Source organism: Arthrobacter sp. D3-16 (assembly GCF_054408515.1).
In genome coordinates this window covers 4,201,179-4,227,388 of sequence record NZ_CP096437.1, presented here as the reverse complement: position 1 = coordinate 4,227,388, position 26,210 = coordinate 4,201,179, and the positions used below count along the sequence as shown (strand labels likewise).

General features: G+C 66.3%; 27 protein-coding genes. 12 read left to right on the top strand and 15 right to left on the bottom strand.

Annotated features, from left to right (window positions below):
• Window positions 1-38: 38 nt before the first annotated feature.
• Window positions 39-302, bottom strand: coding sequence for a WXG100 family type VII secretion target (locus tag M1D32_RS19740; RefSeq protein WP_458780288.1), 264 nt, complete (start codon window positions 300-302; stop codon window positions 39-41).
• Between the two features lie 213 nt (window positions 303-515).
• Between M1D32_RS19740 and M1D32_RS19735 the strand changes: the two genes are divergently transcribed.
• Window positions 516-788 (top strand): DUF2277 domain-containing protein, encoded by a 273-nt coding sequence (locus M1D32_RS19735; RefSeq protein ID WP_458780287.1) that lies wholly within the window; start codon window positions 516-518, stop codon window positions 786-788.
• A gap of 21 nt (window positions 789-809) precedes the next feature.
• On the opposite strand, the gene M1D32_RS19730 is transcribed toward M1D32_RS19735, so the two are convergent.
• The 6 genes from M1D32_RS19730 to M1D32_RS19705 form a co-directional block, all read right to left on the bottom strand.
• Window positions 810-3,122, bottom strand: coding sequence for a heavy metal translocating P-type ATPase (locus M1D32_RS19730; RefSeq protein ID WP_458780286.1), 2,313 nt, complete (start codon window positions 3,120-3,122; stop codon window positions 810-812).
• A gap of 21 nt (window positions 3,123-3,143) precedes the next feature.
• Window positions 3,144-3,383: a heavy-metal-associated domain-containing protein gene (locus M1D32_RS19725; RefSeq protein ID WP_458780285.1), complete on the bottom strand. Its 240-nt coding sequence runs from the start codon at window positions 3,381-3,383 to the stop codon at window positions 3,144-3,146.
• 67 nt (window positions 3,384-3,450) lie between these two features.
• Window positions 3,451-3,813 carry a metal-sensitive transcriptional regulator gene (locus M1D32_RS19720; protein WP_458780284.1) on the bottom strand — a complete coding sequence of 121 codons (363 nt, stop codon included), beginning with the start codon at window positions 3,811-3,813 and terminating at the stop codon, window positions 3,451-3,453.
• 284 nt (window positions 3,814-4,097) lie between these two features.
• On the bottom strand, window positions 4,098-4,613 hold the full coding sequence (locus M1D32_RS19715; RefSeq protein ID WP_458780283.1) for a universal stress protein: 516 nt from the start codon (window positions 4,611-4,613) through the stop codon (window positions 4,098-4,100).
• A 56-nt stretch (window positions 4,614-4,669) separates the two neighbouring features.
• Window positions 4,670-5,413 carry a class F sortase gene (locus M1D32_RS19710; protein WP_458780282.1) on the bottom strand — a complete coding sequence of 248 codons (744 nt, stop codon included), beginning with the start codon at window positions 5,411-5,413 and terminating at the stop codon, window positions 4,670-4,672.
• Window positions 5,414-5,516: 103 nt separating this feature from the next.
• Window positions 5,517-6,245: a hypothetical protein gene (locus M1D32_RS19705; RefSeq protein WP_458780281.1), complete on the bottom strand. Its 729-nt coding sequence runs from the start codon at window positions 6,243-6,245 to the stop codon at window positions 5,517-5,519.
• 285 nt (window positions 6,246-6,530) lie between these two features.
• Here M1D32_RS19705 and M1D32_RS19700 point away from each other — a divergent pair, with 285 nt between their 5' ends.
• The 3 genes from M1D32_RS19700 to M1D32_RS19690 all read left to right on the top strand — a co-directional run bounded on the left by M1D32_RS19700 (window position 6,531) and on the right by M1D32_RS19690 (window position 8,262).
• Window positions 6,531-6,731, top strand: a complete 201-nt coding sequence (locus tag M1D32_RS19700) for a hypothetical protein (RefSeq protein WP_458780280.1) — start codon at window positions 6,531-6,533, stop codon at window positions 6,729-6,731.
• Between the two features lie 63 nt (window positions 6,732-6,794).
• The gene (locus M1D32_RS19695; protein ID WP_458780279.1) at window positions 6,795-7,901 is read left to right on the top strand and encodes a WD40/YVTN/BNR-like repeat-containing protein; all 1,107 of its coding nucleotides are present in this window, start codon (window positions 6,795-6,797) and stop codon (window positions 7,899-7,901) included.
• An 88-nt stretch (window positions 7,902-7,989) separates the two neighbouring features.
• Window positions 7,990-8,262: a MoaD/ThiS family protein gene (locus M1D32_RS19690; RefSeq protein ID WP_458782242.1), complete on the top strand. Its 273-nt coding sequence runs from the start codon at window positions 7,990-7,992 to the stop codon at window positions 8,260-8,262.
• A 97-nt stretch (window positions 8,263-8,359) separates the two neighbouring features.
• On the opposite strand, the gene M1D32_RS19685 is transcribed toward M1D32_RS19690, so the two are convergent.
• Complete coding sequence (locus M1D32_RS19685; protein WP_458780278.1) at window positions 8,360-8,596, bottom strand: hypothetical protein; 237 nt, start codon at window positions 8,594-8,596, stop codon at window positions 8,360-8,362.
• Between the two features lie 165 nt (window positions 8,597-8,761).
• Here M1D32_RS19685 and M1D32_RS19680 point away from each other — a divergent pair, with 165 nt between their 5' ends.
• The gene (locus M1D32_RS19680; RefSeq protein ID WP_458780277.1) at window positions 8,762-9,157 is read left to right on the top strand and encodes a hypothetical protein; all 396 of its coding nucleotides are present in this window, start codon (window positions 8,762-8,764) and stop codon (window positions 9,155-9,157) included.
• Window positions 9,158-9,217: 60 nt separating this feature from the next.
• On the opposite strand, the gene M1D32_RS19675 is transcribed toward M1D32_RS19680, so the two are convergent.
• Together M1D32_RS19675 and M1D32_RS19670 are read right to left on the bottom strand one after the other, a co-directional pair.
• Window positions 9,218-10,912: an alpha-amylase family protein gene (locus tag M1D32_RS19675; RefSeq protein ID WP_458780276.1), complete on the bottom strand. Its 1,695-nt coding sequence runs from the start codon at window positions 10,910-10,912 to the stop codon at window positions 9,218-9,220.
• A complete protein-coding gene (locus M1D32_RS19670; protein ID WP_458780275.1) occupies window positions 10,909-11,949 on the bottom strand; it encodes a TIGR03885 family FMN-dependent LLM class oxidoreductase in 1,041 nt (346 codons plus the stop codon). Before M1D32_RS19670 ends, M1D32_RS19675 begins: the two co-directional genes overlap by 4 nt.
• Before the next feature lie 170 nt (window positions 11,950-12,119).
• On the opposite strand from M1D32_RS19670, the gene M1D32_RS19665 reads away from it, so the two are divergent.
• Both M1D32_RS19665 and M1D32_RS19660 read left to right on the top strand, forming a co-directional pair.
• Complete coding sequence (locus M1D32_RS19665; protein ID WP_458780274.1) at window positions 12,120-13,043, top strand: AEC family transporter; 924 nt, start codon at window positions 12,120-12,122, stop codon at window positions 13,041-13,043.
• A gap of 64 nt (window positions 13,044-13,107) precedes the next feature.
• Window positions 13,108-14,184, top strand: coding sequence for an ATP-dependent DNA ligase (locus tag M1D32_RS19660; protein WP_458780273.1), 1,077 nt, complete (start codon window positions 13,108-13,110; stop codon window positions 14,182-14,184).
• A 5-nt stretch (window positions 14,185-14,189) separates the two neighbouring features.
• Here the strand turns inward: M1D32_RS19660 and nikE are convergent, their stop codons facing one another.
• From nikE to M1D32_RS19635, 5 genes are all read right to left on the bottom strand, one after another.
• Complete coding sequence (gene nikE, locus M1D32_RS19655; protein WP_458780272.1) at window positions 14,190-15,809, bottom strand: nickel ABC transporter ATP-binding protein NikE; 1,620 nt, start codon at window positions 15,807-15,809, stop codon at window positions 14,190-14,192.
• A complete protein-coding gene (locus tag M1D32_RS19650) occupies window positions 15,806-16,636 on the bottom strand; it encodes an ABC transporter permease (protein WP_458780271.1) in 831 nt (276 codons plus the stop codon). The genes nikE and M1D32_RS19650 overlap by 4 nt, the downstream gene beginning before the upstream one ends.
• Window positions 16,629-17,570: an ABC transporter permease gene (locus tag M1D32_RS19645; protein WP_458780270.1), complete on the bottom strand. Its 942-nt coding sequence runs from the start codon at window positions 17,568-17,570 to the stop codon at window positions 16,629-16,631. The genes M1D32_RS19650 and M1D32_RS19645 overlap by 8 nt, the downstream gene beginning before the upstream one ends.
• Before the next feature lie 25 nt (window positions 17,571-17,595).
• Entirely contained in the window at window positions 17,596-19,152 is a 1,557-nt protein-coding gene (locus M1D32_RS19640; RefSeq protein WP_458780269.1) for an ABC transporter substrate-binding protein, read from the bottom strand.
• Window positions 19,153-19,422: 270 nt separating this feature from the next.
• Window positions 19,423-20,742, bottom strand: a complete 1,320-nt coding sequence (locus M1D32_RS19635; RefSeq protein ID WP_458780268.1) for an MFS transporter — start codon at window positions 20,740-20,742, stop codon at window positions 19,423-19,425.
• A 232-nt stretch (window positions 20,743-20,974) separates the two neighbouring features.
• Here M1D32_RS19635 and M1D32_RS19630 point away from each other — a divergent pair, with 232 nt between their 5' ends.
• The 5 genes from M1D32_RS19630 (at window position 20,975) to pcaG (ending at window position 26,203) form a co-directional block, all read left to right on the top strand.
• On the top strand, window positions 20,975-21,799 hold the full coding sequence (locus M1D32_RS19630) for an IclR family transcriptional regulator (RefSeq protein ID WP_458780267.1): 825 nt from the start codon (window positions 20,975-20,977) through the stop codon (window positions 21,797-21,799).
• 145 nt (window positions 21,800-21,944) lie between these two features.
• Window positions 21,945-22,826: a shikimate dehydrogenase gene (locus M1D32_RS19625; RefSeq protein WP_458780266.1), complete on the top strand. Its 882-nt coding sequence runs from the start codon at window positions 21,945-21,947 to the stop codon at window positions 22,824-22,826.
• Window positions 22,826-24,718, top strand: a complete 1,893-nt coding sequence (locus tag M1D32_RS19620) for a bifunctional sugar phosphate isomerase/epimerase/4-hydroxyphenylpyruvate dioxygenase family protein (RefSeq protein WP_458780265.1) — start codon at window positions 22,826-22,828, stop codon at window positions 24,716-24,718. Before M1D32_RS19625 ends, M1D32_RS19620 begins: the two co-directional genes overlap by 1 nt.
• 41 nt (window positions 24,719-24,759) lie before the next feature.
• The gene (pcaH, locus tag M1D32_RS19615) at window positions 24,760-25,632 is read left to right on the top strand and encodes a protocatechuate 3,4-dioxygenase subunit beta (RefSeq protein ID WP_458780264.1); all 873 of its coding nucleotides are present in this window, start codon (window positions 24,760-24,762) and stop codon (window positions 25,630-25,632) included.
• 4 nt (window positions 25,633-25,636) lie between these two features.
• On the top strand, window positions 25,637-26,203 hold the full coding sequence (pcaG, locus tag M1D32_RS19610; protein WP_458780263.1) for a protocatechuate 3,4-dioxygenase subunit alpha: 567 nt from the start codon (window positions 25,637-25,639) through the stop codon (window positions 26,201-26,203).
• Window positions 26,204-26,210: the final 7 nt, after the last annotated feature.

Below are 26,210 nucleotides of genomic sequence, written 5' to 3'. Positions count from 1 at the left end.
GTGCTGCGGCTCCTACGGAGACCTGCACGGCTGCGGGACTAGCGTGAAGCCTGGTCCTGCTCTTCGGCGTTGCGCTTGGCCTTGTCGCCGGCTTCCTTAAGTGCTTCCGCCACCTTGGTCAGCATGGTGGTGTGGGTTCCGGACCACTCGTTGCGGAACTTGTCAGCGTCGGGGCCCTCCCAGTTGGTGCTGCTCAGGACCTTGGTGAGAGTGGACTTCTGCATCTCGATCTCGGACGCACCTGCCTGAAGCTTGCTGCCCAGCTGACGAAGCTGCTGAACGTCTGCACCCCAAATAGCCATCAGTTTCTCCTTGTAAGAAAAGTGGATCCGAATAAGGTCGGCATCCCCAGCGGCCCCCCGGCTCATCCGGAAGATCCATTGCCTAAAACCTACCCCGCCCCTCAAAACAGTGTCGATGGGCACCCCTGCCCATGCCGCGCTCCCATGGAAGCGGGCGTGCAAACCCTTTGCGGAGGGGTCGATCCCAGGCGCTCCAGAGCCTAGCATGGCTGTATGTGCCGGAATATCCGAACCCTCCACAACTTCGAACCGCACGCCACCTCGGAGGAAGTGCACGCCGCAGCTTTGCAGTATGTGCGCAAAGTCAGCGGAAGCACCAAGCCGTCCAAGGCCAACCAGGAAGCCTTTGAGGAGGCGGTCCACGAGATTGCCCACATCACCCAGCATCTCCTGGACTCGCTGGTGTCGCAGGCCCCGCCCAAGGACCGGGAAACGGAGGCCGCCAAGGCCAAGGCGCGTGCCACAGTGCGCTACGGCGCCGCCTGAGGCCTCGGCTCAGGGTGCGCCCTAGGCCTTCTTTCCGAAGCTCCGCAGCCGCAGCGAGTTGGCAACCACCAGGACCGAGCTCGCCGCCATCGCGGCGCCGGCGATCATCGGGTTGAGCAGCCCCAAGCCTGCCACCGGGATGCCCACGGCGTTGTAGAAGAACGCCCAGAACAGGTTGGTCTTGATGGTGGCCAGCGTCCTGCGGGACAGTTCGATGGCCTGCACCACCTGCGAAAGATCATTGCCCATGACGGTGAGATCGGCAGCCTCGATGGCAACGTCGGTGCCGGATCCCATGGCAATGCCGAGGTCGGCCTGGGCAAGCGCAGCAGCATCATTGACGCCGTCCCCGGCCATGGCCACGGTGGCACCGCTGGCCTGCAGCGCGCGCACCACGTCCACCTTGCCCTCGGGCAGGACTCCGGCGTAGACGTCCGCGGGATCAATGCCGACGGCGGCAGCCACCTGGGCAGCTACGGCAGCGTTGTCACCGGTCAACAGAAGGGGCCGCAGGCCCAAGGCCTTCATCCGTCCTACCGCGGCCGCAGAACCTTCCTTGATGGTGTCCCTAAGGTTGATGATTCCGGCAGTGGTACCGTCCACGGCAAGCCAGATGGCGGTGGAGCCCGCGGCTTCCGCTGCTGCAAGCACCTTCAGCTGCTCCTGCGTTATGGCGATGCCGTTTTCCTGCAGCCAGCCGGTGCGTCCCGCGGTTACCAGCCGGCCTTCGACGGTTCCGGTGACACCGCCGCCCGGAGCGGAACGGAAGTTTCGCACGGACGGCAACCGCGCGCCGTCGGGTGCTGCTTGAGTGGCTGCCTCCGCTTCCCTGGCTACTGCCGCCGCCGCAATGGCGCGGGCGATAGGGTGCTCGGAAGCCGCTTCCACAGCGCCGGCCAACCGCAACACCTCGCGCTCCGCGAACCCTTCGAAAGCAAACGTGGACTCCACTGCCAGCATGCCGGTGGTGACGGTGCCGGTCTTGTCCAGCAGAATGGTGTCCACGGTGCGCGTATCCTCCAGGACCTGCGGGCCCTTGATCAGGATGCCCAGCTGGGCGCCCCTGCCGGTCCCCGTGAGCAGGCCGACGGGGGTGGCGAGACCCAGCGCGCAGGGGCAGGCGATCACCAGGACGGCGACGGCTGCGGTAAAAGCCGAACGCAGGCCTCCGTCTTCCGCTCCTGCAAAGAGCAGCCAGAGGACGAAGGTGAGAGCGGCGATTGCCAGGACCACCGGAACGAACACGGCGCTGATCCGGTCCGCGAGGCGGGCAATCGGGGCCTTGCCCGTCTGCGCCTGGGAGACAAGCCGCGCCATTTGGGCGAGCGTGGTCTCCGAACCCACCCGGGTGGCCCTGACCAGCAGGCGGCCGGAGGTGTTGATGGTCGCGCCGGTGACGCGGCTGCCAGGGCCTACCTCTACCGGTACTGATTCGCCTGTGACCAGAGAGGCGTCCACAGCCGAGGCCCCTTCGGCCACCACGCCGTCGGTGGCGATCTTTTCGCCTGGCCGGACTACCAGGACGTCGCCTACTTGGAGCCGTTCGGCGGGGATCCGCTGTTCGGTGCCGTCGCGCAGAATCGTGGCGTCCTTCGCGCCGAGGCTGAGGAGGGCGTGCAGGGCGTCGCCGGCCTTTTGCTTGGCGTTGGCCTCCAGGTACCGGCCAAGAAGCAGGAACGTGGTGACGACTGCTGCGACCTCAAAGTAAAGACCGCCAGGCTCCATTCCCTCCATGCCCGGGTGCTGGGTCATCAGGGGATCCGAGAACAGCTGCCAGGCCGAGAAAAGGTACGCCGCGGCCACGCCAATGGACACGAGTGTGTCCATGGTGGAGGCGAAGTGGCGGGCGTTGATGGCCGCTGCCCGGTGGAACGGCCATGCTGACCAGGTAACCACCGGCAGGGCAAGGATGGCCACCACCCAACCCCACTGCGGGAACTGGAAAGCGGGGACCATGGACATCAGGAACACCGGCACCGTAAAGGCTGCGGCGAGGATGAGGCGCGGGCGAAGCCGGGCGGCGGCACCGGTTGCACCATCATCGGTCATCCCGGTGCCGTCAGCGACGGGGTCGGGCTCCACCACCGGAGCGGCCTCGTGGACCTTTGCTTTGTATCCGGCTGCGTTGACGGTTTCTACCAGTTGCTCATCGGTGATTCCTGCCGGCACTGTGACGTAAGCGGATTCCAGGGGCAGGTTGACCAGGGCCTGCACGCCGTCGAGCTTGCCGAGCTTCTTTTCCACCCGGTTGACGCAGGAGGCGCAGGTCATGCCCTCGATGTCGAGTTCCACCACCCGGGTTTCGGGCTGGTGAAGAAGTTCCTGGTTGCTCATGCGGCTCCCCACGTTGGTGGACTAGGCTTCGTTGGCGACGACCAGGTAACCGGCCTCCGCTACGGCTTCGCCGATTTCCGAAGGTGGCAGTTCTTTGGTCGAGGTGATGGTCACGGTGGAAATGCCGCCGGCGTTGAGCTCGACGTCCACTGCCTCTACGCCCTCGAGGGCCTCGAGTTCTTCGCTGACTGCCGAGACACAGTGCCCGCAGGTCATTCCTGAAACGCTGACGGTGGTTGTGGTGGGAGATATGGTGCTCATGTGCTGCTCCTTGTTGTTGGGAAGGCTTTGATGGTGGCGCTTGGCGGCATTCGGGCGGGGTGGGCTCCTACCGGAGGAGCCGGCCGATGGCGTCGGCTGCTTCCTTGACCTTCGCGTCGATGGCCTCTGCGCGAAGTTCGGGGTTCGGTTCAGAGGCGGCGCCTACCACGCAGTGGCCGATGTGCTCTTCGACAAGTCCCAGGCTGACGGCGTGCAGCGCCTTGGTGACGGCGGATACCTGGGTGAGGATGTCGATGCAGTACTTGTCCTCATCCACCATGCGCGCGATGCCCCGCACCTGGCCTTCGATGCGCTTGAGTCTGCGGAGGTAGGCATCCTTGTTCCCGGTGTAGCCGTGCTCCGCTGCCGTCTGGTCCGGTACTGCCGGCTCCGCGGCAGTTTCCCTGAATGCTTCATCAGTTGCGCTCATGGATTCAGAATATACCCCGTGGGGGTATCCCTGCAAGGTACCCCCAGGGGGTATGGGAACGGGAGGGGGTGCCGATTCTGGACACAAAAAAGCTCCGGAGTGCGTTATTGGGGGATACGCACTCCGGAGCAGCTTTTGGGCAAACCTGGCTTCCACGTCTGTGGAACCGGCCTGCTTGAATCAGCTTACTGGCTGGTAGTCCACGATGCCAGCACCCGGAATAACTACTTTCGCTTTACTTTCTTTGCCTTAATTTCCGGGCCTCCGGGAGGGCTTTTCGCAGGTCACGGCCGGTCCTCGTGGGCGGCCATCCGGTACGGGACGATGAGTACCGGCCTGCTCTGGTGGTGCGTGAGCCAAGCGCCTACCGATCCGCTGAGTGCTTCCGCAAGGCGGTGGGAGAATCCGCGCTCGGAGGTGCCCACGATAATCATCGGTGCGTCGGTTTCGGCGGCCAGCTGGGCGAGGGCACGGGCAGGGTCGCCCGTGAGGGTTTGAAGAGTCCATTCCGCAGCCGCGGTGCCGGGCGGCACTTGGGCGACCGCAGCTTCGATCGCAGCCTTAAGCTCCATCGTCACGCCGCCGATGTTCTCCGCATCAGCGTCAGGGTGGAGGGAGAGCCTGTGGGCGGACCGTGCCGGGTCCCATTCCACCAGGTAGCTGGCCTCATCGACGTAGGCACAAAGCAAGCGGGTACCCAGTTTCGCAGCGAGGTCGGCGGCGGTTTGCAGGACCTCCGGATGCTGCTTGGGGGCTACGCCTACCAGGAGGGGAGAAGTACCGCGCATGTGTTCTGACATAGTCTATTTTCAGCCTCGGTGAACCGTCTTGAACAGCGGCATTCCGCCAGGGATGGTCAGGGGGTGGCAGGCGAAGCCGTAACCACCACGTTTTTGCCCCAGGGATCTTCGGTATAGCAACTGATCAGTACCAGCCGGTTGGGCACGATATCCCAGATGGGGCTGTCTTTCAGGCTCGACTTTAGGTACGTCGTCACGCTTTCCACTTCGTAGGTGATGGTGCCGCTAGTGGTGTCCACTTCAAAGAGGTCACCAACGGTGGCTGCTGAACTCAGCTGGTTGAAGGGCGCATCGGCCCCCTCCCAGCTGTGCCCGATGACGTACGTGGTGTTGGTGGAGGCGTGCCCCGGTGTTCCGAACGGGGTCAGCCAGTAACCGTCCTTGGTGGCCGGTGGCACGATCGTCTGGCTCGCCTGCGCGGCGCCGTCCAATGCCAACGCATGCACGGGTACATCGAAGGCGGCAGACGCATACCGGATCCGTACCGGTTGCGCCGCTGCCGGAAGGACGGGAGCCGGGACGAGTGGCCCAGGGCGATCCGCCGGGGCTGACTTTCTTCCTTCAGGTGTACCCGTTACGGCTGTCGGTGCAGGTTGGGCGGAATGGATGGGGGAGGGGATTGCTTCGATGGCGGTCCCGCTTCCACCGGCTGTAAGTTGCGCCTGATGGAACAACGGGGCCCCGAATGTGATGGACAAAAAGGCAAGGACGCCGCACAGGAGAATGGCCAGGTCGCCCCGGTTCCAGCGCGGCCGCCTGCGGTCTTTTGGGGCCGCGTGCCGGCTGTGGTTCTTGGACATGCTGCTCCTTAACACTTGCAACGTGGCAGGGAGGAAGGCGCCCCGCCGGGCACTGGCGGGACGCCTTCCTGTCAGGTGGCCGCGTCTTGCGGCTCAGCCGGCGTCAGCCAGCCAGGGGCAGCGTGCGGGACTTGCGCCGAAACGCTACTGCCGCCGCCGCTGCAAGCAGTGCGCCCAGGCCCGCCAGCCAGGAGGGTGCGCTGTCCGGGCCGCCCACGGCAGTCTGTGCGTTGTAGCCCTGGTTGGTTCCCAGGCTCGAGGCCGCAGTGGCTTTGGCAACGGGGGCCGCTGCTGCCCGCTGTGGGGCGCGTACCTGCGGTTGGACGGTCCCCGGCTGTTCCGGCACCACGACGGGCAGTTGGACCGCAGGAGGGTTGACGGGTGGGATTTCGACTGGCGGGTTGTCGACGGGTGGGTGCACGACTGGCGGGTTGTCGACGGGTGGGTGCACGACTGGCGGGTTGTCGACGGGTGGGTGCACGACTGGCGGGTTGTCGACGGGTGGGTGCGCGACTGGCGGGTTGTCCACGGGTTTATCCACGACCGGCAGGATGACGCATCCGTTGCCATGGATTGCCCTCCCGGCATCGTCCCAGTTCTGTCCGTATTTCAACCCGTCGTTCGGCGGGATGATGTCCGCGGGGTGGTTGTCATGGCCGTTCAGTCCTGGGAGGGCAACCATGTTCATGGTGAAGTGCCCGGAGTTGGAGCCCGAACCGGCGTGGCAGATGGCGATCTTGTCGTCGTCCGATCCGCGGTCAGCTACGGCCGGAGCCGCGACGGCAAACGCCGCCAGGCCCAGTACCCCTAACGTTGTGATGGCTCGTTTCATGGTGATTCTCCCCAGTGCTCGATGTGAAACGGACCATGGCGGGGGAGGACCAGCGAATGCGCCGAATGCCCCAGCGGCACGGTCAGCTTGCTTGAGTTTTCAGGCTAGGGTGGGGCCCTGTTGCCGGTCGCGAGTAGGGGGTACTCGTCTTTCGCTTACTCCCGGTGGCCGGGTTACTTGCCGGTACCTCAAAAAATGGACGCACCACTTGGTGCCGCCGCAATACCTTGAAGCCCGACGTGCGCGCGCCTACCGTTGAACCAGGCGACGAAAGGGCGTGGAGGCATGGAGATTTTCATGTGGTGGCTGGACCTGGATCTTGCGAGCAAGGAATGGCTTCGGGAGAACCTTCGGGCTGAGGAGCTTCCGCTTCCGGTGCTGCAAGGCATCGCGGAGGCCGGTGGACCACATCCGGACAACCCCGCGGCTGTCCTGACGGCGGCGGACTGGGACTTCATCGAAACCCAGTCGGAGTTCGTGGACTAGCAGCCGCCGCGGCTGGCCCTCCAACCAAGAAAACCGTTGCGGGGTGCCCGGGGCGGTGGTTGCATGGTGGGCATGACAACCGAAGAGAGCTTTCTCTTAGCCATTGGGACAAAGAAGGGCCTGTGGCTCGCCACCAGCCAGGACCGGCGTGAATGGTCCTTTACTGGCCCGCATTTCCTGATGAGCGAGATTCCCAGCATTGGGGTCGACACCCGGAACGGCCGCACCCGGATCATGGTCGGGGTGCGGAACGAGCATTGGGGGCCGACTGTGGCCCACTCGGATGACCTTGGCGCCACGTGGTCCGAGCCCGAGCAGGGCGCCATCAGGTTCCCGGAAGACACCGGCGCCGCACTGGAGCGGATCTGGCAGATCTATCCGGATGCAGAGTCCCGGCCGGGCGTCGTTTGGGCAGGAGCGGAGCCCATCTCTGTGTGGAAGTCCACGGACGGCGGGGAACACTTTGAACTTAACCGCGGCCTGTGGGACCACCCCCACCGCAGCGAATGGGGCGCGGGCTACGGTGGCGCCGCCGCCCACTCCATCGTGGTCCACCCCGCCCGCGAAACCGTGCACGTGGCCATGAGCACCGGCGGCGTCTACCGCTCGCTCGACGGCGGCACCTCCTGGGAGGCGCGGAACCGGGGCATTTCGGCGTACTTCATGCCGGACCCGAACCCTGAATTCGGCCAGTGCGTGCACAAGATAGCTGCGGACGCCGCCGTCGACGGCCGCCTCTATGCGCAAAACCATCACGGCGTCTACCGCACGGATGACAACGCCGAGACTTGGAACTCCATTGCGGAGGGGCTGCCCGCCGACTTCGGATTCGTGATGCTGACCCACCCCCGCCGGGAAGGTACCGCCTGGGTTGTGCCGCTCAAGGCCGACGGCGAGCGTATCCCGCCCAACGGTGAGCTGGCCGTCCACCGGACGGATGACGCCGGCGGCACCTGGAAGAGGCTCAGCAACGGGCTGCCAACCGGTGAGTACAACAGCGTCCTGCGGGATGCTGCCTCCGTGGACACAGCGGAGCCCGCGGGCGTCTACTTCGGCACCCGCGGCGGCGCCGTTTACGCCAGTACGGATGAGGGGGAGACGTTCACCGAGGTGGCGGCCCACCTGCCGGACGTGCTGTGCGTGCGGGCGGCAGTGGTGGCCGGTGGCTGACAGCACGTTGCCGGGCAGCGAACCATCCCGGGGCGCGGCGCCGACGGCAGGTGGCAGCGGGCAGGCCGTCGCTGCGCGCGGTATCACCGTGGTTCTTCCGAGCATCCTTCAGCCCTTGGCCGGCGGGCAGTCCCTACTGACTGCGCCCGCCGACGGGCCCGTGACGGTTGCGGAACTGTTGGATGCCATTACCGCCGACTTCGCTGTGCTGGCCCGGCGGCTGCGCGATGAAACGGGTGCGTTGCGGCGCTTCGTGAATATCTACGTGGATGGTGACGAAGTGCGGCGGCTGCAGGGTTTGGACACCGAAGTGGCACCCGGCCAGGAGGTGCTGGTCATCCAGTCAGTGGCCGGCGGCTGAACACGGTTGTTCCGGGCCCCCTGCTTCGCGGGCGGCGGGCAGTCCTTAGTGACTACACCCGCCCTCCAGAGAAGGCACAGCTACCCGGGAGCGTGTATCAAGCAATCCGCCACACGCTGCATTCGTCCGTATTGATGGCTTTCCGCAGGCCGGTGATCCGGTCCAGAATCCACACCACGCCGATGCCGGGAGCGGTCTCCTGGACACTGCCGCGGCGGATCACTACGTCATCGTAGGAAGGGCCCACCGAGAGCCGGGCTTCAATTTCGTCGCCGCGGTGGAGCTGGTCCAGGGCGCGGACTCTGGTTACATTGGCTGCTGCTTCCTTCAACATGGCGGGGCCTCCTGGCTGGAGCTGGTGCCGGCTCTTGCCTGCACTACCAAGTGTGGTTGGCCAATGTTGCGCCCTGGTTTCCTCGCGGTTAGCCCCCGGTTAGTTCTTGAAGCCGGAACTGTTTCCCAACGGCCGTCCGCACCAACCGGGACCTAAGGTGGTGCCATGGAGATCGTTGAAGGGATCCGGGCCGCCTTGCTGGGTGCGGCGGCGATAGCGCCGCTGGCAACGTTCGGCGTGGTCCTGGTGGCCTACCTGACCTACCGGCAGCGGTCGCGGGCAGACAGGAGGGACCAGTGGTGGAAGCGGGCGCAATGGGCCATTGACTCCGCTCTGAATGACGCGGACCCGCAGCGCCGCCTGGCCGGCTTGAAGGTGTTGGTCCAGCTCATTGGCAGCGACCTCGCCACCGCCGAGGACGCAGAGCTGATGAGCGCCCTGGCCGTGGGCATACGCGACCAGGAGCAGGACGGCCGCCGGACGGTGACGGTGTCCCCTCCGGTGAAAGAACGGATCCTGGCTGAAGCCGAGCGCCTGTTGCAGGTGGCTTCCGCCCGTTGACGGTGTCCACACTGGCATCCGAACTTATTGCCCGTCGGCGCGGGGCCGCCCGTGTGGCACTCAAGGTGCCAGCCGGTCCCCTTTTCCGTGCACCCGGAACCACCGGTAACCGTAACGTCCCAGATCGACGGTGAAGCCGCCGTCGGGCTCCAAAGCCACGTTGTCGCCGTCGAACAGGTCCAGCAGGATCGCGCCCTTGAACGCCTGCCGCGGCCCGTCCTCCGGGCCCACCCTGCCGGCGACCTTCACAGGTTCCCCGCCGAGGTTGTGCAGGAGGACCAGGGTGCTGCCGTCCGAGCTGCAGGTGTGCGCGAAAACCGCCGGCTCCGGCTGGTCGATAATGGCGAACGCACCCCATCCCAGCTCCGGGGATTCCCGGTAGCGGCTGATCACGGTGGCCATGAAGTTGAACAGCGAGTGGGGGTCGCGTTTGGCGGCGGCGGCGTTCACCTTGTCCGGGCCGTACTCCCCGCGGACCAGCGGCACGACGAGGTCGGCTGTGCTGGCGGTGGAGAATCCCCCGTTTTTCGCGTCGCTCCACTGCATGGGGGTGCGCACCGCGGCGCGGCTCTTCTGCCGGAGGTCTTCCCCCATGCCGATTTCCTCGCCGTAGAACAGTACCGGCGTACCGGGGAGGCAGAACATGAGCGAGTACACCATCCGGAGGCGTTCCGGATCACCGCCCAGCATCGGGGGAAGCCTCCGGCGCAGGCCCCGTCCGTAGATCTGCATGTTCTTGTCCGGGCCAAAGGCGGCAAACACTTCCCCGCGCTCGCCCTCGCTGAGCTTGTCCAGGGTGAGCTCATCATGGTTGCGAACGAACATGGCCCACTGGTTGTCCGGATGCAGGGGCGGGCGGCTCTTCAGCGTCTCCGCCAGCGGCCGTGCATCCTGCCGGGCCAGGGACAGGTAGAGGTGCTGCATGGTCATGAAGTCGAACTGCATGTTCAGTTCGTTGCCGTCCGGGCCGCCGAAGTACTCCAGCTGTTCCTTGTATGGCAGGTTCACCTCGCCCAACAGCACTGCGCTGCCGTTCCGCCGGCTGACGAAGCTGCGCAGGGCCGTAAGGTAGCCGTGCGGATCCAAGTTGGCGGCCTCGTCCTTGGGCTGGCCGCGGGTCTCCAGGAAGAAGGGCACGGCGTCCAGCCGGAAACCGTCCAGCCCGAGTTCCAGCCAGAGTCCCATGGCCTTGGCGATCTGGTCACGGACCCCGGGGTTGGTCACGTTCAGGTCAGGCTGGTGCTTGGCGAACATGTGCAGGTACCACTCCCCGGTGGTGTCATCCTGGGTCCACAGCGAGGTCTCCTCGCCGGGAAACACCACCTCCGAGGACGTGTCCGGGGGAGTGTCGCTCCGCCACACGTAGAAGTCCCGGTAGGGGTTGTCGGTTGATTTCCGTGCCTCGACAAACCATGGGTGCTGGTCCGAGGTGTGGTTGACCACGAAGTCGGCAATCACGCGCATGCCGCGGTCCTTGGCGGCCCGAATGAACTCCACCAGGTCACCCATGGTGCCCAGCCGGGGGTCCACCGTGAAGAAATCCGTCACGTCGTACCCGTCGTCCCGGTCCGGTGAGGGATAGAACGGCATGAGCCAGATGCAGGTCACACCCAGGGCGGCCAGGTAGTCCACGCGCTGGGTGAGGCCGGCGAAGTCGCCCGTTCCGTCGCCGTCGTCATCAAAGAACGTCTCGACGTCGAGGCAATAGATGACGGCGTTTTTCCACCAGAGGTCCGAGGTTTCGGCAATCCTCATGCCGGGGTGCCCGACGCCGGTTCGGCAGCGGAGGTGACAAGCTGCGGCTCAGCGGGGGTACCGGCCGTGGTGCTGCCCGGAGTGCGCAGCTGCGGGAGGACCTCGGCGGCGAAGGTGTCGATGAAGGGACCCTGCTCCTGGCCCACAAAGTGCAGGTAGAGCTCGTCGAAGCCCAGGTCCGCGTAACCGGCGAGCCAGTCCACGTGCTGTTCCAGGCTTGCTGAGATGTTGACTGTTGTCCGGACCTGGTCCTCAGTGACGTGTTCGCCCACGAGGTCGAAGTGTCCGGCCGTGGGGAGGTCCCAAGGAATGGGCGGATCGTAGGTGTTGGTCCTCCACTGGTCGAGGGCCACGCCAACTGCTTCGTCCTCGTTTCCGGCCCAGGACAGATGGACCTGCAGGGCAGCCTTGCCCCGCCCCCCGTTGTCCCGGTACGCGGCCAGCATCTCCCGCAGCTTGTCCGGAGGCTGGTTCACGGTGACCAGGCCGTCCGCCCAGGAGGCTGCCCGGCGGGCAGTATCCACGCTCACCGCGGGAGCAATAAGCGCCGGTGGACTGCCCGGAACGTCCCAGATCCGCGCCTGCTCCACGGTGACCAGGCCGCGGTGGGTGACCTCCTCGCCCCGGTGCAGCCGCCGGATCACCTCAACGCATTCCTCCAGCCGGCGCTGGCGGATGTCCTTGGCCGGCCACCCGTCGCCCGTAATGTGCTCGTTCATGTTCTCGCCGCTGCCGGGAGCGAACCAGAAGCGGCCCGGGAACATGCTGGCTAAGGTGGCCGAGGCGTGGGCGATGATGGCCGGGTGGTACCGCTGGCCCGGGGCCGTCACCACGCCAAAGCGGAGATTGGTGGTTGCCATCGCTGCACCCAGCCAGGACCAGGCGAACCCGGAGTGCCCCTGCCGGCCGGACCACGGCTCGATGTGGTCCGAGCACATGGCCGCGTCGAAGCCGGCACGTTCCGCGTGCTGGACGTCCTTCAGCAACTGGCCGGGACTGATCTGTTCGTGGGAGGCGTGGAAGCCGACAGTAACCATCGTTAACCTCTACCGTCCGGCGTGGTGCTGTGTCGAGGTTTTTCTCGCCTGCGTCGCCGGGCAGCGTTAAGTGCCGGCCCTAAGCCACTTGTCAGATAAGTTTGTAACTTGTAGTACTGCGCTTCCCGGAACTCCTGCGCAGGCGGCGGAACTGGAAGGAAGTACCACTCGTGGGCGGTGTGCTGATCGGGCTGGCAGTGATCGGCGTCGTGATTGCAGTGGGTTACATCGCCGCCCGCTGCGGGCTGGGCGGGGAACCAACGGTTTCGGCGCTGACCCGAACAGCCTTCTTCATCACCAACCCCGTCCTGCTCTTCACGGTGGTCCTGGAATCGGACCTCACCGTGGTCTTTTCCGCATATGTTCCACTGGCGCTGATGACGGCCGTTGCCACAGCCCTGTTGTATGTCCTGGCCAGCCGGCTGTGGTTCCGGCGGCCGCTCGCTGAGACCACTATCGGTGCGATGGCCAGCTCCTACGTCAACGCCAACAACATCGGCATTCCGATCACGCTGTATGCCCTGGGCGATGCAACTCCCGTGGCCCCTGTCCTGCTGGTCCAGCTGCTTCTCTTCGCCCCGCTGGTCCTTACCGTGCTTGATCTCTCCGAGGCCGGCCGGTTTTCCCCCCGCCTGCTGCTCACGCAGCCGTTCCGGAACCCCATGATCATCGCCTCCCTCCTGGGCGTGGTGCTGGCCGCGTTCAACGTGGAACTTCCTGATCCGGTGATGGCGCCGCTAACACTCCTGGGCGGCGCTGCGGTTCCGGTGGTGCTGCTGGCTTTCGGGATGTCGCTGCATGGCGCCCGGATGCTGCAAAGCGCCGGGCACACGGCAGAGATCCTTACGGCCACCGCGCTGAAATCCGCGGTGATGCCGGCGCTGGCGTTCGTCGTCGGACGCTTCGTTTTCAACCTGGACCAGCACATGCTCCTGGGCGTGGTGCTGATGGCGGCGCTTCCCTCAGCGCAGAACGTGTTCCTGTTTGCCGGCAAATACGGGCGCGGAGTGGCGGTGGCCCGGGAAACGATTCTCCTCTCGACGGCGGCAGCGGCCCCGGCGCTGATCCTGATCGTCTGGCTGCTGGCGGGGTAAGCCCGGACTTCCCGTGGGGCGTGTGGGGTTCCGCGAGCGGCTGCCCCCGGGCAAGAATGGGCACATGGAACTTCCCGTGATGCCGCCCGTCCCGCCCATGCTCGCCAAGGCCGTCAGCGGCATCCCGGAAGGGGACCTCAGTTATGAGCCAAAGTGGGACGGCTTCCGGTCCATCATCTTCCGTGACGGCGACGACGTGGAGATCGGCAGCCGCAACGAAAAGCCGATGACCCGCTACTTCCCCGAGCTCGTGGCGGCGCTGAAGGAAAACCTGCCGCCTCGTTGCGTGATTGACGGGGAAATAATCCTGGTGGGCGCCTCGGGGGACCGGCTGGATTTCGATGCCCTGCAGCAGCGCATCCATCCCGCCGCGAGCCGGGTTAAGCTGCTCGCTGCCCAGACACCTGCCTCGTTTGTGGCGTTCGACCTGCTGGCCCTCGGCGACGATGACTATACGGACCGGCCCTTCACCGAGCGGCGGGCGGCGCTCGAGAAGGCGCTCGCGGCGAGTAAGGCCCCTGTCCACCTCACAGCTGCCACCGCGGACAAGGACACGGCCGAGCAGTGGTTCCGGCAGTTTGAGGGCGCCGGGCTGGACGGGGTGGTGGCCAAACGGCTGGATGGCCGGTACGAGCCGGACAAGCGGGTGATGTTCAAGACCAAGCACGAGCGCACCGCCGACTGCGTGGTGGCCGGCTACCGCCTGCACAAGAGCGGGCCGGACACCATCGGTTCCCTGCTGCTCGGCTTGTACAAGGACGACGGCGGCCTGGCCAGCGTCGGGGTGATCGGTGCCTTCCCCATGAAGCGCCGTCAGGAGCTGTACGAACAGCTTCAGCCGCTGGTTACAGACTTTGAGGGCCATCCGTGGGCCTGGGGCAAGCAGGAGGAAGGGGAGAGGACCCCGCGCAACGCCGAAGGCAGCCGCTGGAGCGCCGGCAAGGACCTCTCCTTCGTGCCGCTGCGCCCGGAACTGGTGGTGGAGGTCCGGTACGACCATATGGAAGGCGACCGGTTCCGGCATACGGCGCAGTTCAACCGCTGGCGGCCGGACCGGGACCCGGAATCATGCACCTACGCCCAGCTTGAGGAACCCGTCAATTTCGACTTGGCGTCGGTACTGGAGACCGGCCGGCCGTAGCGCATCTAGGGCTTCGCCACGTCCAGTACGCTCCACAAGCCGTCCGCCCGGCACGGAATCGAGGCTTCAACCAGCGCCTGGCTGTGCGGGTGCCGGGGTGCCGCGAAGAAGTCCTTGGTTTCCGCCACCTCCACGACGCGCCCCTCCAGCAGGACGGCAACGCGGTCGCACATGTACCGGACCACATCCATGTCGTGTGAAATGACGATCAGGGACAGGTTCCGTTCACGCTGCAGGCGCAGCAGCAGGTTCAGGATGGTGCGTTGCGTGAGGGCATCGAGGGCCGAGGTGGCTTCGTCGCAGATCAGGACCTGCGGTTCCAGCAGCAGGGCCCGCGCGATGGTGGCGCGCTGCAGCTGCCCACCGGAGCACTGGCCCGGCCGCTTGTCGAGCAGTGCCGCATCCAGCTCCACCTCGGCCATCACGGCCGCAATCCGCTCGTCACGCTGTTCCGGTGAAAGCTCACGGTGTGGGCGGAGCGGAGCCTGCAGGCTGGTGCGCAGCGTCATCCGCGGGTCAAAAGCGCCGTGCGGTTCCTGGAAGACGAGCTGCACCGCGGTGGCTTCACGCTGTCCCGCACGGTCCAGCTGCCGGGAGACCGATCCTGCGCTCACCGCCTCCAGGCCCACAATGGCCTTGGCCAGGGTGCTCTTGCCGGACCCGGACTGGCCCAGGACGCCCAGGATCTCCCCGCGCTTCAGGGTCAGCGAAACGTCCTGCAGCGCGGCGTGGCCCAGCTTCCGCCGCGATCCGAAGTGCTTGCCTAGGCCGTCCAGCACCAGGATGTCGCGTTCCCTCGAAGGCGGACGACGGCGGGACTCCGGCGCCAGGCGCGCGGCCGCCAGCAGTTCGCGGGTGTAGTCAGTCTTGGGCCGGGTGAGGAGCTCGCCCACGGGACCTGCCTCCACAATGCTGCCCGAGTTCATCACCAGCACCCGGTCTGCGTAGGCGGCAACGGACGCGATGTTGTGGGTGATGTAGAGGATGCCCAACCCCCGTTCCCGGCGCTCCCTGTCCAGCAGCTGCAGGATCTGGCGCTCCAGCACCTTGTCCAGCGCCGACGTCGGCTCGTCGGCCAGCAGCATGCCGGGCTGCCCGGCCAGGGCCAAAGCCGTCATGGCGCGCTGCGCCATGCCGCCGGAAAGCTGGTGCGGATAGGCCCGGATCCCCTTCCCTGGATCTGCGAAGCCCACCTCCTCGAGCAGCTCCAGCGCCTTGCTGCGCGCCTTCGAGCCACGCAGGCCGGCATGCAGGCGCAGCGGTTCCTTGAGGTGCTGCCCAATGGTCCGGTTCGGGTTGAACATCCGCTTGGGCTGCTGGAACAGCATCCCCAGCCGTCCGCCGCGCACCGAGTTGAGCTGGTGCTCGGAGGCGCGGGTCAGGTCCAGGTCCCCAAGCCGGACGGAACCACTGCTGATGGCCAGGCTGGGCGGCAGCAGCCGCAGGCAGGACATCGCGGTCAGCGTCTTGCCGGAACCGGAACTGCCCACCAGGGCCACAAACTCACCGGGCTCCACGGACAGGGACACATTGGAAAGCAGGGGTCTGCCGGACGTTCCGCCGTCGGGAGTTTTGTGGCTCACCTGAAGGCCGTCCAGAACCAGGTGCGTGTTCGCGGAGCTCATTTTTCTGCCATCTGCGGCATGAGCAGCGGCGCCGCGGCCATGTGGGCTGCGCGCTGGCCTATCAGGGTCACGCAGAGGGCAACCGTGAAAATGACCAGGCCCGGGGCGAGGATCCCCAGCGGTGCGCGGTCCGCGAACGGCTGGGCCGCCGCCAGCATCGAGCCCCAGTCCGACTGCGGCGGCTGAACGCCCAGGCCCAGGTAGGAGAGGGCACCCACGCTGATGAGCAGGTGCCCGAACCGCAGCGTCGCCTGACCCAAAATCGGGGCTGCGAGGTGCGGCAGGACGTGCCGGAAGATAATGAACGACGGCGTGCAGCCCACCACGCGGGCAGCGTCCACGAAGCCCCGGGCCGAGACGTCGTACGCCAGTGTGCGGGCGAGCCGGGCGAAGGGCGTCCACCCGGTGACCACGAGTGCGAGCAGCAGCGGCCCGAAGCCCGTGCCCAGCGCCGCCACAATGAACAGCGCCACCACCATCTCCGGCAGTGCCAGCAGGACGTCGTTGGTGCGGGTCAGGAACTCATCCACCCAGCCGCGCCGCCTGGCGCTAAGGATGCCGACCCCCACCCCCAGAAGGCAGGTCAGCAGCGTGGCGAGGGCGGCCACCGACATGGAGAACCGCCCGCCTTCGAGGATCCGACTCAGGGTGTCCCGGCCCAGGTTGTCCGTTCCCAGCCAATGCCCCGCTGAAGGTGGAGCCAAGCGTTCGGCAAGGTTCTGCTCCGCCGGCGGGTAGGGCGAGATCCACGGAGCCAGCAGCACTGCCAGCACAATCAGGGCAAGCACGGCCGCGGCCAGTGTGGTGACGTTGAACCGTTTACGCAAGGGATGCCCCCACCGTGCGGCTGAGGAACCGGTGCACGAAGTCAGCCAGGGTGGTCACGCCGACGGCGAGGGCCACCACCACCACCACGCCGCCCTGGGCAAGCGGGATGTCGCTGTTGACCACGGCGTCGAAGAGCAGCCTGCCCATGCCGGGCACGGCGAAAATGACCTCCACGATGACCGACCCGCCCAGCAGGCCTGCAAACCAAACGGCGAAGAGGGTGGAGAGCGGCACCAGCCCGTTCGGCACCACGTGGCGGAGTATTGCCTGGCCTTGGCTCAGGCCCCGGGCGCGGGCGGCGGGCACGTGCTCGGCCGCCGCAGCATCGATGATGCCCGCCCGTACCGCTGAGGTGAAGAAGCTGATGGGACGCAGGGCCAGCGTCAGGGCGGGCAGGACGGCGGACGAGAGATCGCTCCATCCAGCCGTGGGCAGCACGGACAGCTTCAGGGCAAAGACCAGCACCAGCACGGGGGCAACCCAGTATTCCGGCATGGCGATCAGGGCCTGGGTGACGGCGGTGATGGCCTTGTCCGCGGTGCTTCCCGGCCGCAGCCCGGCAATGATTCCGAGGGGGAGCGATATGGCCGCGGCCAGGACGAGCGCCATGGTGACCAGGCTGAGCGTGACCGAGAGCGCCGGGAGCACCTGCTCCGCCACCGGCGTGCGGCTGACGAAGGACAGCCCCATGTCGCCGCTGAAGAAGTCACCCAGCCAACGGAAGTACTGGACCGCCAGGGGGTCGTTCAGGCCAAGGCTCTCGCTGAGGCCCTGCACCGCCGACTCGTCGACGGAGTCACCCGCCACCCGCGACCGGATGATCTTCCGGACCGGGTCGCCCGGCGTGAAGTACGGGATCAGGAAGACCGCAAAAGAGGACACCACAACGGCGGCCACCAGGGTGGCCGTCCGTTTGGTGATGAACTGCAGCATTCGCGGCGGGTTTCGGGGAGCCGGACTAGGAAGCGGCCTTGCCCGTCCTGGCCGTCAGGACGTAGCGGGACAGCGGGTCCTGGACGTAGGAGAGGACGTTGGTGCGGATCGCGTCGGTGGCCTGTTCATTCACGAGCCAGGCGTTGACTGCCTTGTCCTGGAGGATCTGGCCGGCCTCGGCGTACAGCTTGTAGCGTTCGTTCGTGTCAACTGTCGTGGCGGCCTCGGCGATGATCCGGTCGTACTCAGGGTCGCAGAAGTGGCTCAGGTTGTAGGTGCCCTTGCAGGTGTAGTCGGCGGTGAGGAATCCGATGGGATCGGCGATGTCGATCAGCCGGTTCCGTTGGCTCAGCAGCATGTCGTAGTTGCCAGCCAGGACGTCGGGCTCCGCGGAGGCGTATTCCTTGGACTGGATGGAGACGGGGATGCCGATGTTCTTCAGGTTTTCCTGGACGACGGCGGCAACGTCGGCGAATTCGGCGCGCTCCACGATGGCGATGATTTCCAGGGGCCGGTCGGCTGTGTAGCCGGCACTGGCGAGCAGCTTCCGGGCTTCCTCAAGGTTCTGCTGCTGCTTGTCCTGCTTTTCGCCTGCCCAGGGCTCGGAGGGCGCGAAAGGTCCGGTGGCCGGGAGGGCGGCACCTTCGTAGACGCTGGCAGCGAGGGCGTCGAGGTCGAGGGCCTCCCGGACCGCCTTGCGGACGTCAACGTTGTCCAGCGGCGCGCGGCCGTTGTTCATGTACAGCGTGGCAGTGCGGGGGGAATCGGCACCCAGCACGGAGACGCCGTCGTCCGCTTTCAGCGCCGCGAGGCTCGCGACGGGGATGGAGAGTGAGATGTCGGCTTCGCCGGTCTGCACCTGCGCGGCGCGGGTGGCGCCATTGGTGATGAAGCGGATCTCGGCGCCCGCGAGCTGCACGTCGCCGCCCCAGTAGTTCTCGTTGCGGTCCAGGGTGAGGGACTGCTTTGCCTTCTCCGAGACGGGGGTGAAGGGACCGGTGCAGTGGCCGAACGGGTCCAGGCCTTCGGCCTTGTACGCGGCGGGCGCAAGGATTCCGGTGTTGACGCTGGCCAGCCGGTACGGGACCAGCGGGTTCTCTGCCGGGGTACTGACCCTCACGGTCTGGGCGTCCACCGCGGTGACGCTGCTGATCATGGTGCGGTTGAAGGCCCGGGCGGGGACTTTTGCGTCCAGGACGTGGTTGAGCGCGGACACCACGGACTCGGCGGTGAGGTCGGTGCCGTCCTGGAACTTGACGCCCTGGCGAATGCTGAAGTCCCAGTCCAGGGGCGAGGTTTGCTTCCACTCGGTAGCCAGCGAAGGCAGCACCTTGCCTTCGGCCTGGTTGTAGGTGGTCAGCGTTTCCAGGCAGCCGGACAGGGACAGGATGTAAGCGGCGTCGGACTCGACGGCCCAGTTGGCTACGGGTGCCCGGAAGTTGTCCACGACAATCCGCTGGTTGGTATCAGCCGCAGCGCTCGGCTGGGTGGACTGGGTCTGGGTGCCGCTGAAGCCGCAGCCGGTGAGGGCCAGGGCGGCTGCCGCAGCCACCAGGACGCGGGGACGAAGGAACGTACGCACAGAAAACCGCCTTGCAGGGCTGCCTCGGGGAGGGCAGAAATAAAAAAGGGGACGACTTAGGGTAGCCTTCCCTTCCGGTAAAAGAGGAATCGATGACGTGGCTGCTCAGCGCCGGGAAAGGGGGCGGAGCGCCTCGGCTGGGCACCCGGCGTCGTGTGTTCCCGTGCGCTTTCTGCTGGGCTCTTTGCCCCGGAGCAGCCGAAAGCCCGCCACTCCACGGGAATGGCGGGCTTTTTGGCCGCGGAGAGGAGCTTCGGGCCCTCCCGGAAGCTACTTCAGGCCGAGCTGCTTGGTGGGAACCTTGAACGTTTCCTTGGCGGTCAGCGCGGAGATGGCTGCAACTGTGCAGATGACGGCGGTGAAGATGCTGATCTGTACCCAGCCGCCGGCCTTGATGCCGCCCATGGCTGCCACAATGGCGGGGGCGAATCCTGCCATCAGGAAGCCGAGCTGGGTGCCGATGGCCAGGCCGGAGAAGCGGACCTTGGTGCTGAACATCTCGGCGTAGAAGGACGGCCAGACGGCGTTGGAGGCTGCGTAGCCGCAGGAGAAGAAGCCGATGGCTGCCAGGAACATCAGCGGCACGCTGCCGGATTCCAGGCTGAGCAGGAAGACGGGCGTCAGGGCGGCGCTGGACAGGGCGCCGTAGATGAAGACGGGCTTGCGGCCGATCTTGTCCGCCAGCATGCCGAACAGCGGCTGGGTGCCGAGTGCCACGAGGTTGGCGCCCACTACCAGCCACAGGGTGGTGGTGCCGTCCACGCCGGCCACGGTTTTGGCGTAGCTGATGGCGAGGGTGCCAAAGACGGTGGATACGGCGGCGATGAAAGCGCAGCAGATGACCCGGAGGACGTCGCGCCAGTGGCCCTTGAGCAGGTCCGCGACGGGGAGCTTGGAGATCTGGGCTGTCTTCTGGGCTTCCTCGAACGCCGGCGGCTCGTGCAGCGTGCGGCGGATAAAGAATGCGACGACCACCACCACGGCGCTCAGCCAGAAGGGGATCCGCCAGCCGATGCCGTACTTGATCTCGTCCGGAAGGGCAAGCACGGGGATAAAGACGAGGGCGGCGAGGATCTGGCCGCCCTGTGTGCCGGTGAGGGTCCAGGAGGTGAAGAAGGAGCGGCGGTTGTCCGGGGCGTGTTCCAGCGTCATGGAAGAGGCGCCCGCCTGCTCGCCCGCGGCCGACAGGCCCTGGCAGAGCCGGGCAAGCACCAGCAGTGCCGGAGCCCACCAGCCAACGGTGTTGAAGTCCGGGAGGCAGCCGATCAGGAAGGTGGAGGCGCCCATCAGGAGGAGGGTGAACATCAGGACCTTCCGCCGGCCCACCCGGTCACCGAAGTGGCCCAAAATGACGGCGCCCACAGGACGTGCAACGTACGCGAAACCAAAGGTGGCAAAGGACATGATGGCCGCGTTGGCGTCAGCATCCGGGAAGAAGACCGTGGGGAAGATCAGGGCGGCGGCGGAACCGAAGATGAAGAAGTCGTAGTATTCGACGGCGCTGCCCAGGAAGCTGGCGAGGGCTGCCTTCTTCGGCGTCCCGGCCGGGGCAGCGATGCCTGGCTCGGCGGACGGAAGTATCTGGCTCATGAAGTTCCTTTGATGTGACGACATTGTCGCGGATGGATCAGGGGCTCGCAGCCGGCGCTGCCAGGGGTGGTGGCCTGGCGCTGCACGGCTGGAGGTGCGGGAAAAACCCTGACAGTAGCCACATTGTGGGAGCTACTTGTGCGATACAGCAATAGTGGCTGTGAGGGCAGTCACTTGTCAAGAAAATGATCGTCATCTAGCAATAGCTCTCACATTGTGGCAACATCGAGGTATGAGTGTGAACCAAGGCACAGCAGACGATAACGTTGCCGCTGAAGAAAACTCCCCGAAGGCGGGGCGGTCCGACCGCACTGACATGGTGGGCAAGGCCCTGGGTCTCCTGGTCCTGCTCGGTGATGAACCGCGCGGCGCCAGCGCTGCGGAGATCTCCCGGCGGGCCCAGCTGCCCTTCAGCACCACCTACCGCCTCCTGGGCTCCCTCACCAGGGACGGCTTCGTGGACTACGAGGCCGAGGGCCGCCGGTACCACCTGGGCCTGCGGATTTTCCAGCTGGGCCAACGGGTCTCGAATCACCACGGCTTCGCCGGGACAGCCATGCCGGTCCTCCGGCGCGTAACCGAGCAGACGGGGGAGGCCACTATCCTCAGCGTCCGCGACGGGCACCACCACCTCACCGTGAACAAGGTGGACGGTCCCCAGATGTTCCGCGTGACCAGCGACCCCGGGCACCTCGGCTCACTCTCCACCACCGCCGTGGGCAAGGCATTGGTGGCGTTCGCCGACGACTCCGAGCGTGAAAAGCTCCTGGCCGAACTGCCGCTCGAGCCGCTCACGCCAAAGTCCATCACCGACAGGGACGCCTTCCGTGCGGAAATCGAGCTGATCCGGCGCCGCGGGTTCGCGGTGATGGATGAGGAAAACGAAACCGGCATGCGTGCCGTTGCGGTCCCGCTCTTGAACGACCAGGGCCACGCGTTCGCCTCCCTGGCCACCGCGGTTCCCGTCTTCCGCCTGAGCCTTGAGGACCTGGAAGCGCACGTCCCCCTGCTGCAGGACGCGGCCGCCGAACTTGCGGCCAGGCTGCCGCAGCGGTAGCGGAAGCGGCCAACCGTAGCCGCTTCGCGTTTCGCGTTCGTATGCCGAACAGTAGTGCGGAAAGAGAACAAATGATGTACCGTAATTTCCATCACCCGGCAGCACGCTCGCAGCCGCCGGGTGCCGTATCAAAGGAGCTGCACGGATGAGTAATCGAACTGAGTCCTACCTGGTGGGACTGGTCGGCGATGGCGTGATGCCGTCACTCACCCCGCCCATGCACGAACGCGAAGGTGATGTTCAGGGCCTGCGGTACCTTTACCGCCCCATCGACCTGCTGGAACTGGGCCTTCCGGGCGAATCCGTGGGGCAGCTGCTGCAGAGTGCACGCAGCCTCGGCTTCAACGGCCTGAACATCACCCACCCCTGCAAGCAGCTGGTCCTGCAGCACCTGGATGACGTGTCTCCGGACGCCTTGCGGCTTGGTGCCGTCAACACCGTGGTGATCCAGGATGGCCGGTTCCTCGGCCACAACACGGACTTCTCCGGTTTCGCCGCCGCCCTCGCTTCCGGCCTTCCCGGTGCCCGCCTGGACCGCGTAGTTCAGCTCGGGGCAGGCGGGGCGGGCTCCGCCGTCGCCTATGCCCTGCTGACCGCCGGGGTCCGCCACCTGGACCTCGTGGACATGGACGCTGCCCGCGGCGCAGCCCGGGCGAAGGAACTGGCCGGCTTCTTCCCGGACAGCACGGTTACGGCGCGTACGACGGCGGAGCTGCCGCAGCTCATGCCGCTGGCCGACGGCCTGGTGCACTGCACCCCGGTGGGCATGGCTGCCCACCCCGGCGTCCCGCTGGACCTTGGGCTGCTGGAATCCCGGCACTGGGTGGCGGATATCGTCTACCGCCCCATTGACACCGAACTCGTCCGCGGTGCCCGTGCCAAAGGCTGCGAAGTCCTGGACGGCGGCCGCATGGCGGTGGGCCAAGCAGCGGACGCCTTCCGGATCTTCACCGGCCTCGAACCCGACCCGGACCGCATGCGGTCGCACTTCCTGGAGCTCGTCGCAGCCGAGGAGGTGGCTGCCTGATGCGCACCGGAATCGCCACTGTCTGCCTGTCCGGGACCCTGAAGGAAAAGATGCAGGCCTGCGCCATTGCGGGGTTCGACGGCATCGAGATCTTCGAGCAGGACCTGGTCACCTCGCCCCTGGTTCCCGAGGACGTGCGCACCATGGCCGCCGACCTTGGCCTGGGACTGGACCTTTACCAGCCGTTCCGGGACTTCGACGGCGTGACGCCGGACCTGCTCAAGGCGAACCTCCGGCGGGCGGAGGCCAAGTTCAAGCTGATGTCCCGGCTGGGCATGGATACCATCCTGGTTTGCTCCAACGTTGCCACCGCCACCATCGACGATGACGGTCTCCGCGCCTCGCAGCTCGCCGAGCTCGCGGAGCTGGCCGGGGACCACGGCGTCAAGGTCGCCTACGAGGCCCTGGCCTGGGGCAAGTACGTCAATGACTACGAGCACGCGTACCGCTTGGTGGAGATGGTGGACCACCCCAACTTCGGCACCTGCCTGGACTCGTTCCACATCCTGTCCAGGGACTGGGACACCGCCCCCATCGAGAAGCTCAACCCGGAGAAGATCTTCTTCGTCCAGGTTGCCGACGCCCCCAAACTCTCCATGGACGTGCTCTCCTGGAGCCGCCACTACCGTGTGTTCCCCGGTGAGGGCCAGTTCGAGCTCGCGAAATTCATGGGCCATGTGGTCCGCGCCGGCTACACCGGGCCGGTCTCCCTTGAGGTCTTCAACGACGTCTTCCGCCAGTCCGACGTCGAACGCACCGCCGTGGACGCCATGCGCTCACTCATCTGGCTGGAGGAACAGAGCGCCAAGTGGCTCGCCTCCGCGGCGGAAGCCGAAGGCGCCCGCAGCGCCGCCTCCCGCCGTCGTTATCCCATGGAACTGGCCACGCTGCCCAAGGTGAGCGAACCGGCCGGGTTCAACTTCGCCGAAGTGAAAGCCGACGACACCGCCCGGCTGGAGAAACTCCTGGGCCAGCTCGGCTTCGCCTTCGAAGGCCGCCACCGCACCAAAAACGTCCAGTTGTGGACCATGGGCCAGGCCCGCGTCATCATCAACGAACAGGCGGCGTCACACACCGAGCCGGCGATCGCCGCCCTGGGGTTCGACGTCGATTCGCCGGTGATTGCCTCCGCCCGGGCCCAGCAGCTCAAGGCGCCGGTGGTCCCACGCAAGGTCCAGGCCGACGAGGAAGTCTTCCAGGGCATCGCCGCCCCGGACTCGACAGAGATCTTCCTGTGCCAGGGCAGCCCTGACGGTACCGCCGCGTGGACTGGCGAATTCGGGCAGGGGGGCGAGTCCGGCGAAGGGCTGGAACACCCGCGGCAGGCAGGAAGTGCGGTCATTGACCACGTGAACCTGGCACAGCCCTGGCAACACTTCGACGAAGCCGTCCTCTTCTACACCAGCGCACTCGCCCTCGAGCCGCAGCCGTTCGCAGAGGTGCCCAGCCCCAGCGGACTGGTGCGCTCGCAGGTCATGCAAACCTCAGACGGCGCGGTGCGGCTGGTCCTGAACCTGGCGCCCAACCAGCAGGCCCCGGCCCAGCAGGCGCACAAGACGTACCAGGAACACATCGCGTTCGCCGTGGACAACCTCGTTTCCGCTGCCCGGTCCGCCCGGGACCGCGGCCTGGAGTTCCTGCAGATTCCGGCCAACTACTACGAGGACCTGGACGCCCGCTTCGACCTTGACCCAGGTTTCCTGGCCACCCTTCAGGAGCTGAACCTCCTGTATGACCGGGACGCCGACGGAGAATTCCTCCATTTCTACACGGCCACGGTGGGCAGTGTCTTCTTCGAGATGGTGGAACGCCGCGGCGCCTACGACGGCTATGGGGCGCCAAACGCTCCCGTGCGCCACGCCGTCCAATACGACTCGCTCCATCGCCCCTAAACCACATCCACACCAGAAACCACCCACGAAAGGAGCCAGCCGTGCCGCAGGACATCAACGCCCAGCTTGAAGCCGACGAGCTCGTACCGGCCGCCGAACCCCACGCAGCGCACCTGCCCCTAAACCGCGCCGTCGAGACCCAGGCTGACCTCAGCGCAGAGATCAATGGCCTGGCCGACGCCTACGCGCGCGCCCTAAAGGACGGCGCCACAGCCGAGACCCAGCCCCGGCTGGACTACCCGCCCTACCGCAGCAGCATTCTGAGGCACCCCACCAAGAGCCTGCACCATGCGGACCCGGAGACCATCGAGCTGTACTCCCCGGCGTTCGGCCACCAGGACGTGCACGCCCTGGAATCGGACCTGACCATCCAGCACAACGGCGAGCCGCAGGGCGAGCGGATCATCGTGGCGGGCAAGGTGCTGGACGGAAACGGCCGCCCGGTGGCAGGCCAGCTGGTGGAGATCTGGCAGGCCAACGCCTCCGGCCGCTACATCCACAAGCGCGACCAGCACCCCGCACCGATCGACCCCAACTTCACGGGCATCGGCCGCTGCATCACCGGCCCCGACGGCTCCTACCGGTTCACCACCATCAAACCCGGCGCCTACCCGTGGAAGAACCACCTCAACGCCTGGCGGCCCGCGCACATCCACTTTTCGCTGTTCGGCACCGAATTCACCCAGCGGATCATCACCCAGATGTACTTCCCCGGCGACCAGCTCTTCCCGCTGGATCCGATTTACCAGACCATCGTGGACCAGGACGCCCGCGACCGGCTGGTGGCCAACTACGACCACAACCTCACCGAGCCGGAGTGGGCGCTTGGCTACAACTGGGACATCGTCCTGACCGGTCCCAAGCGGACGTGGACCGAAAACGAAGCGCTGGGCGCAGAGGGTGACGAGGAATAGGAACATGAGCAACCAGACCACGCAGCTTGTCCCCACCCCCGGCCAGACCGTTGGCCCGTTCTACGGCTACGCGCTGCCCTTCGAGAAGGACAACGAACTCCTGGCCCCCGGCTCGCCCGGATCCATCCGGCTCCAGGGCACCGTGTACGACGGCGCCGGCGAGACCGTTCCGGACGCGATCCTGGAAATCTGGCAGCCCGACGCCGAGGGCAACATCGTCCAGAAGACCGGGTCCCTGGTCCGCGACGGTTACACCTTCACCGGCTGGGGCCGCGGCTCCGTAGGCTACAGCGGGGTGTACACGTTCACCACGGTCAACCCGGGCCCCACCAAGCCGGGCGCCGCGCCGTTCATCTCGGTGGCCATCTTTGCCCGCGGCCTGACCAACCGGCTCTTCACCCGGATCTACCTTCCGGAGAACGAGGAAGCACTGGCCAACGACCCGCTGCTCAGCTCGCTGGACCCCGAGCGCCGCAAGACGCTCATCGCGCGCCGCGATCCCGACGGCGGACTCACCTTTGACATCCGCCTTCAGGGTGAGGGCGAGACAGTCTTCCTGGACTTCCAGTGACTGAGGC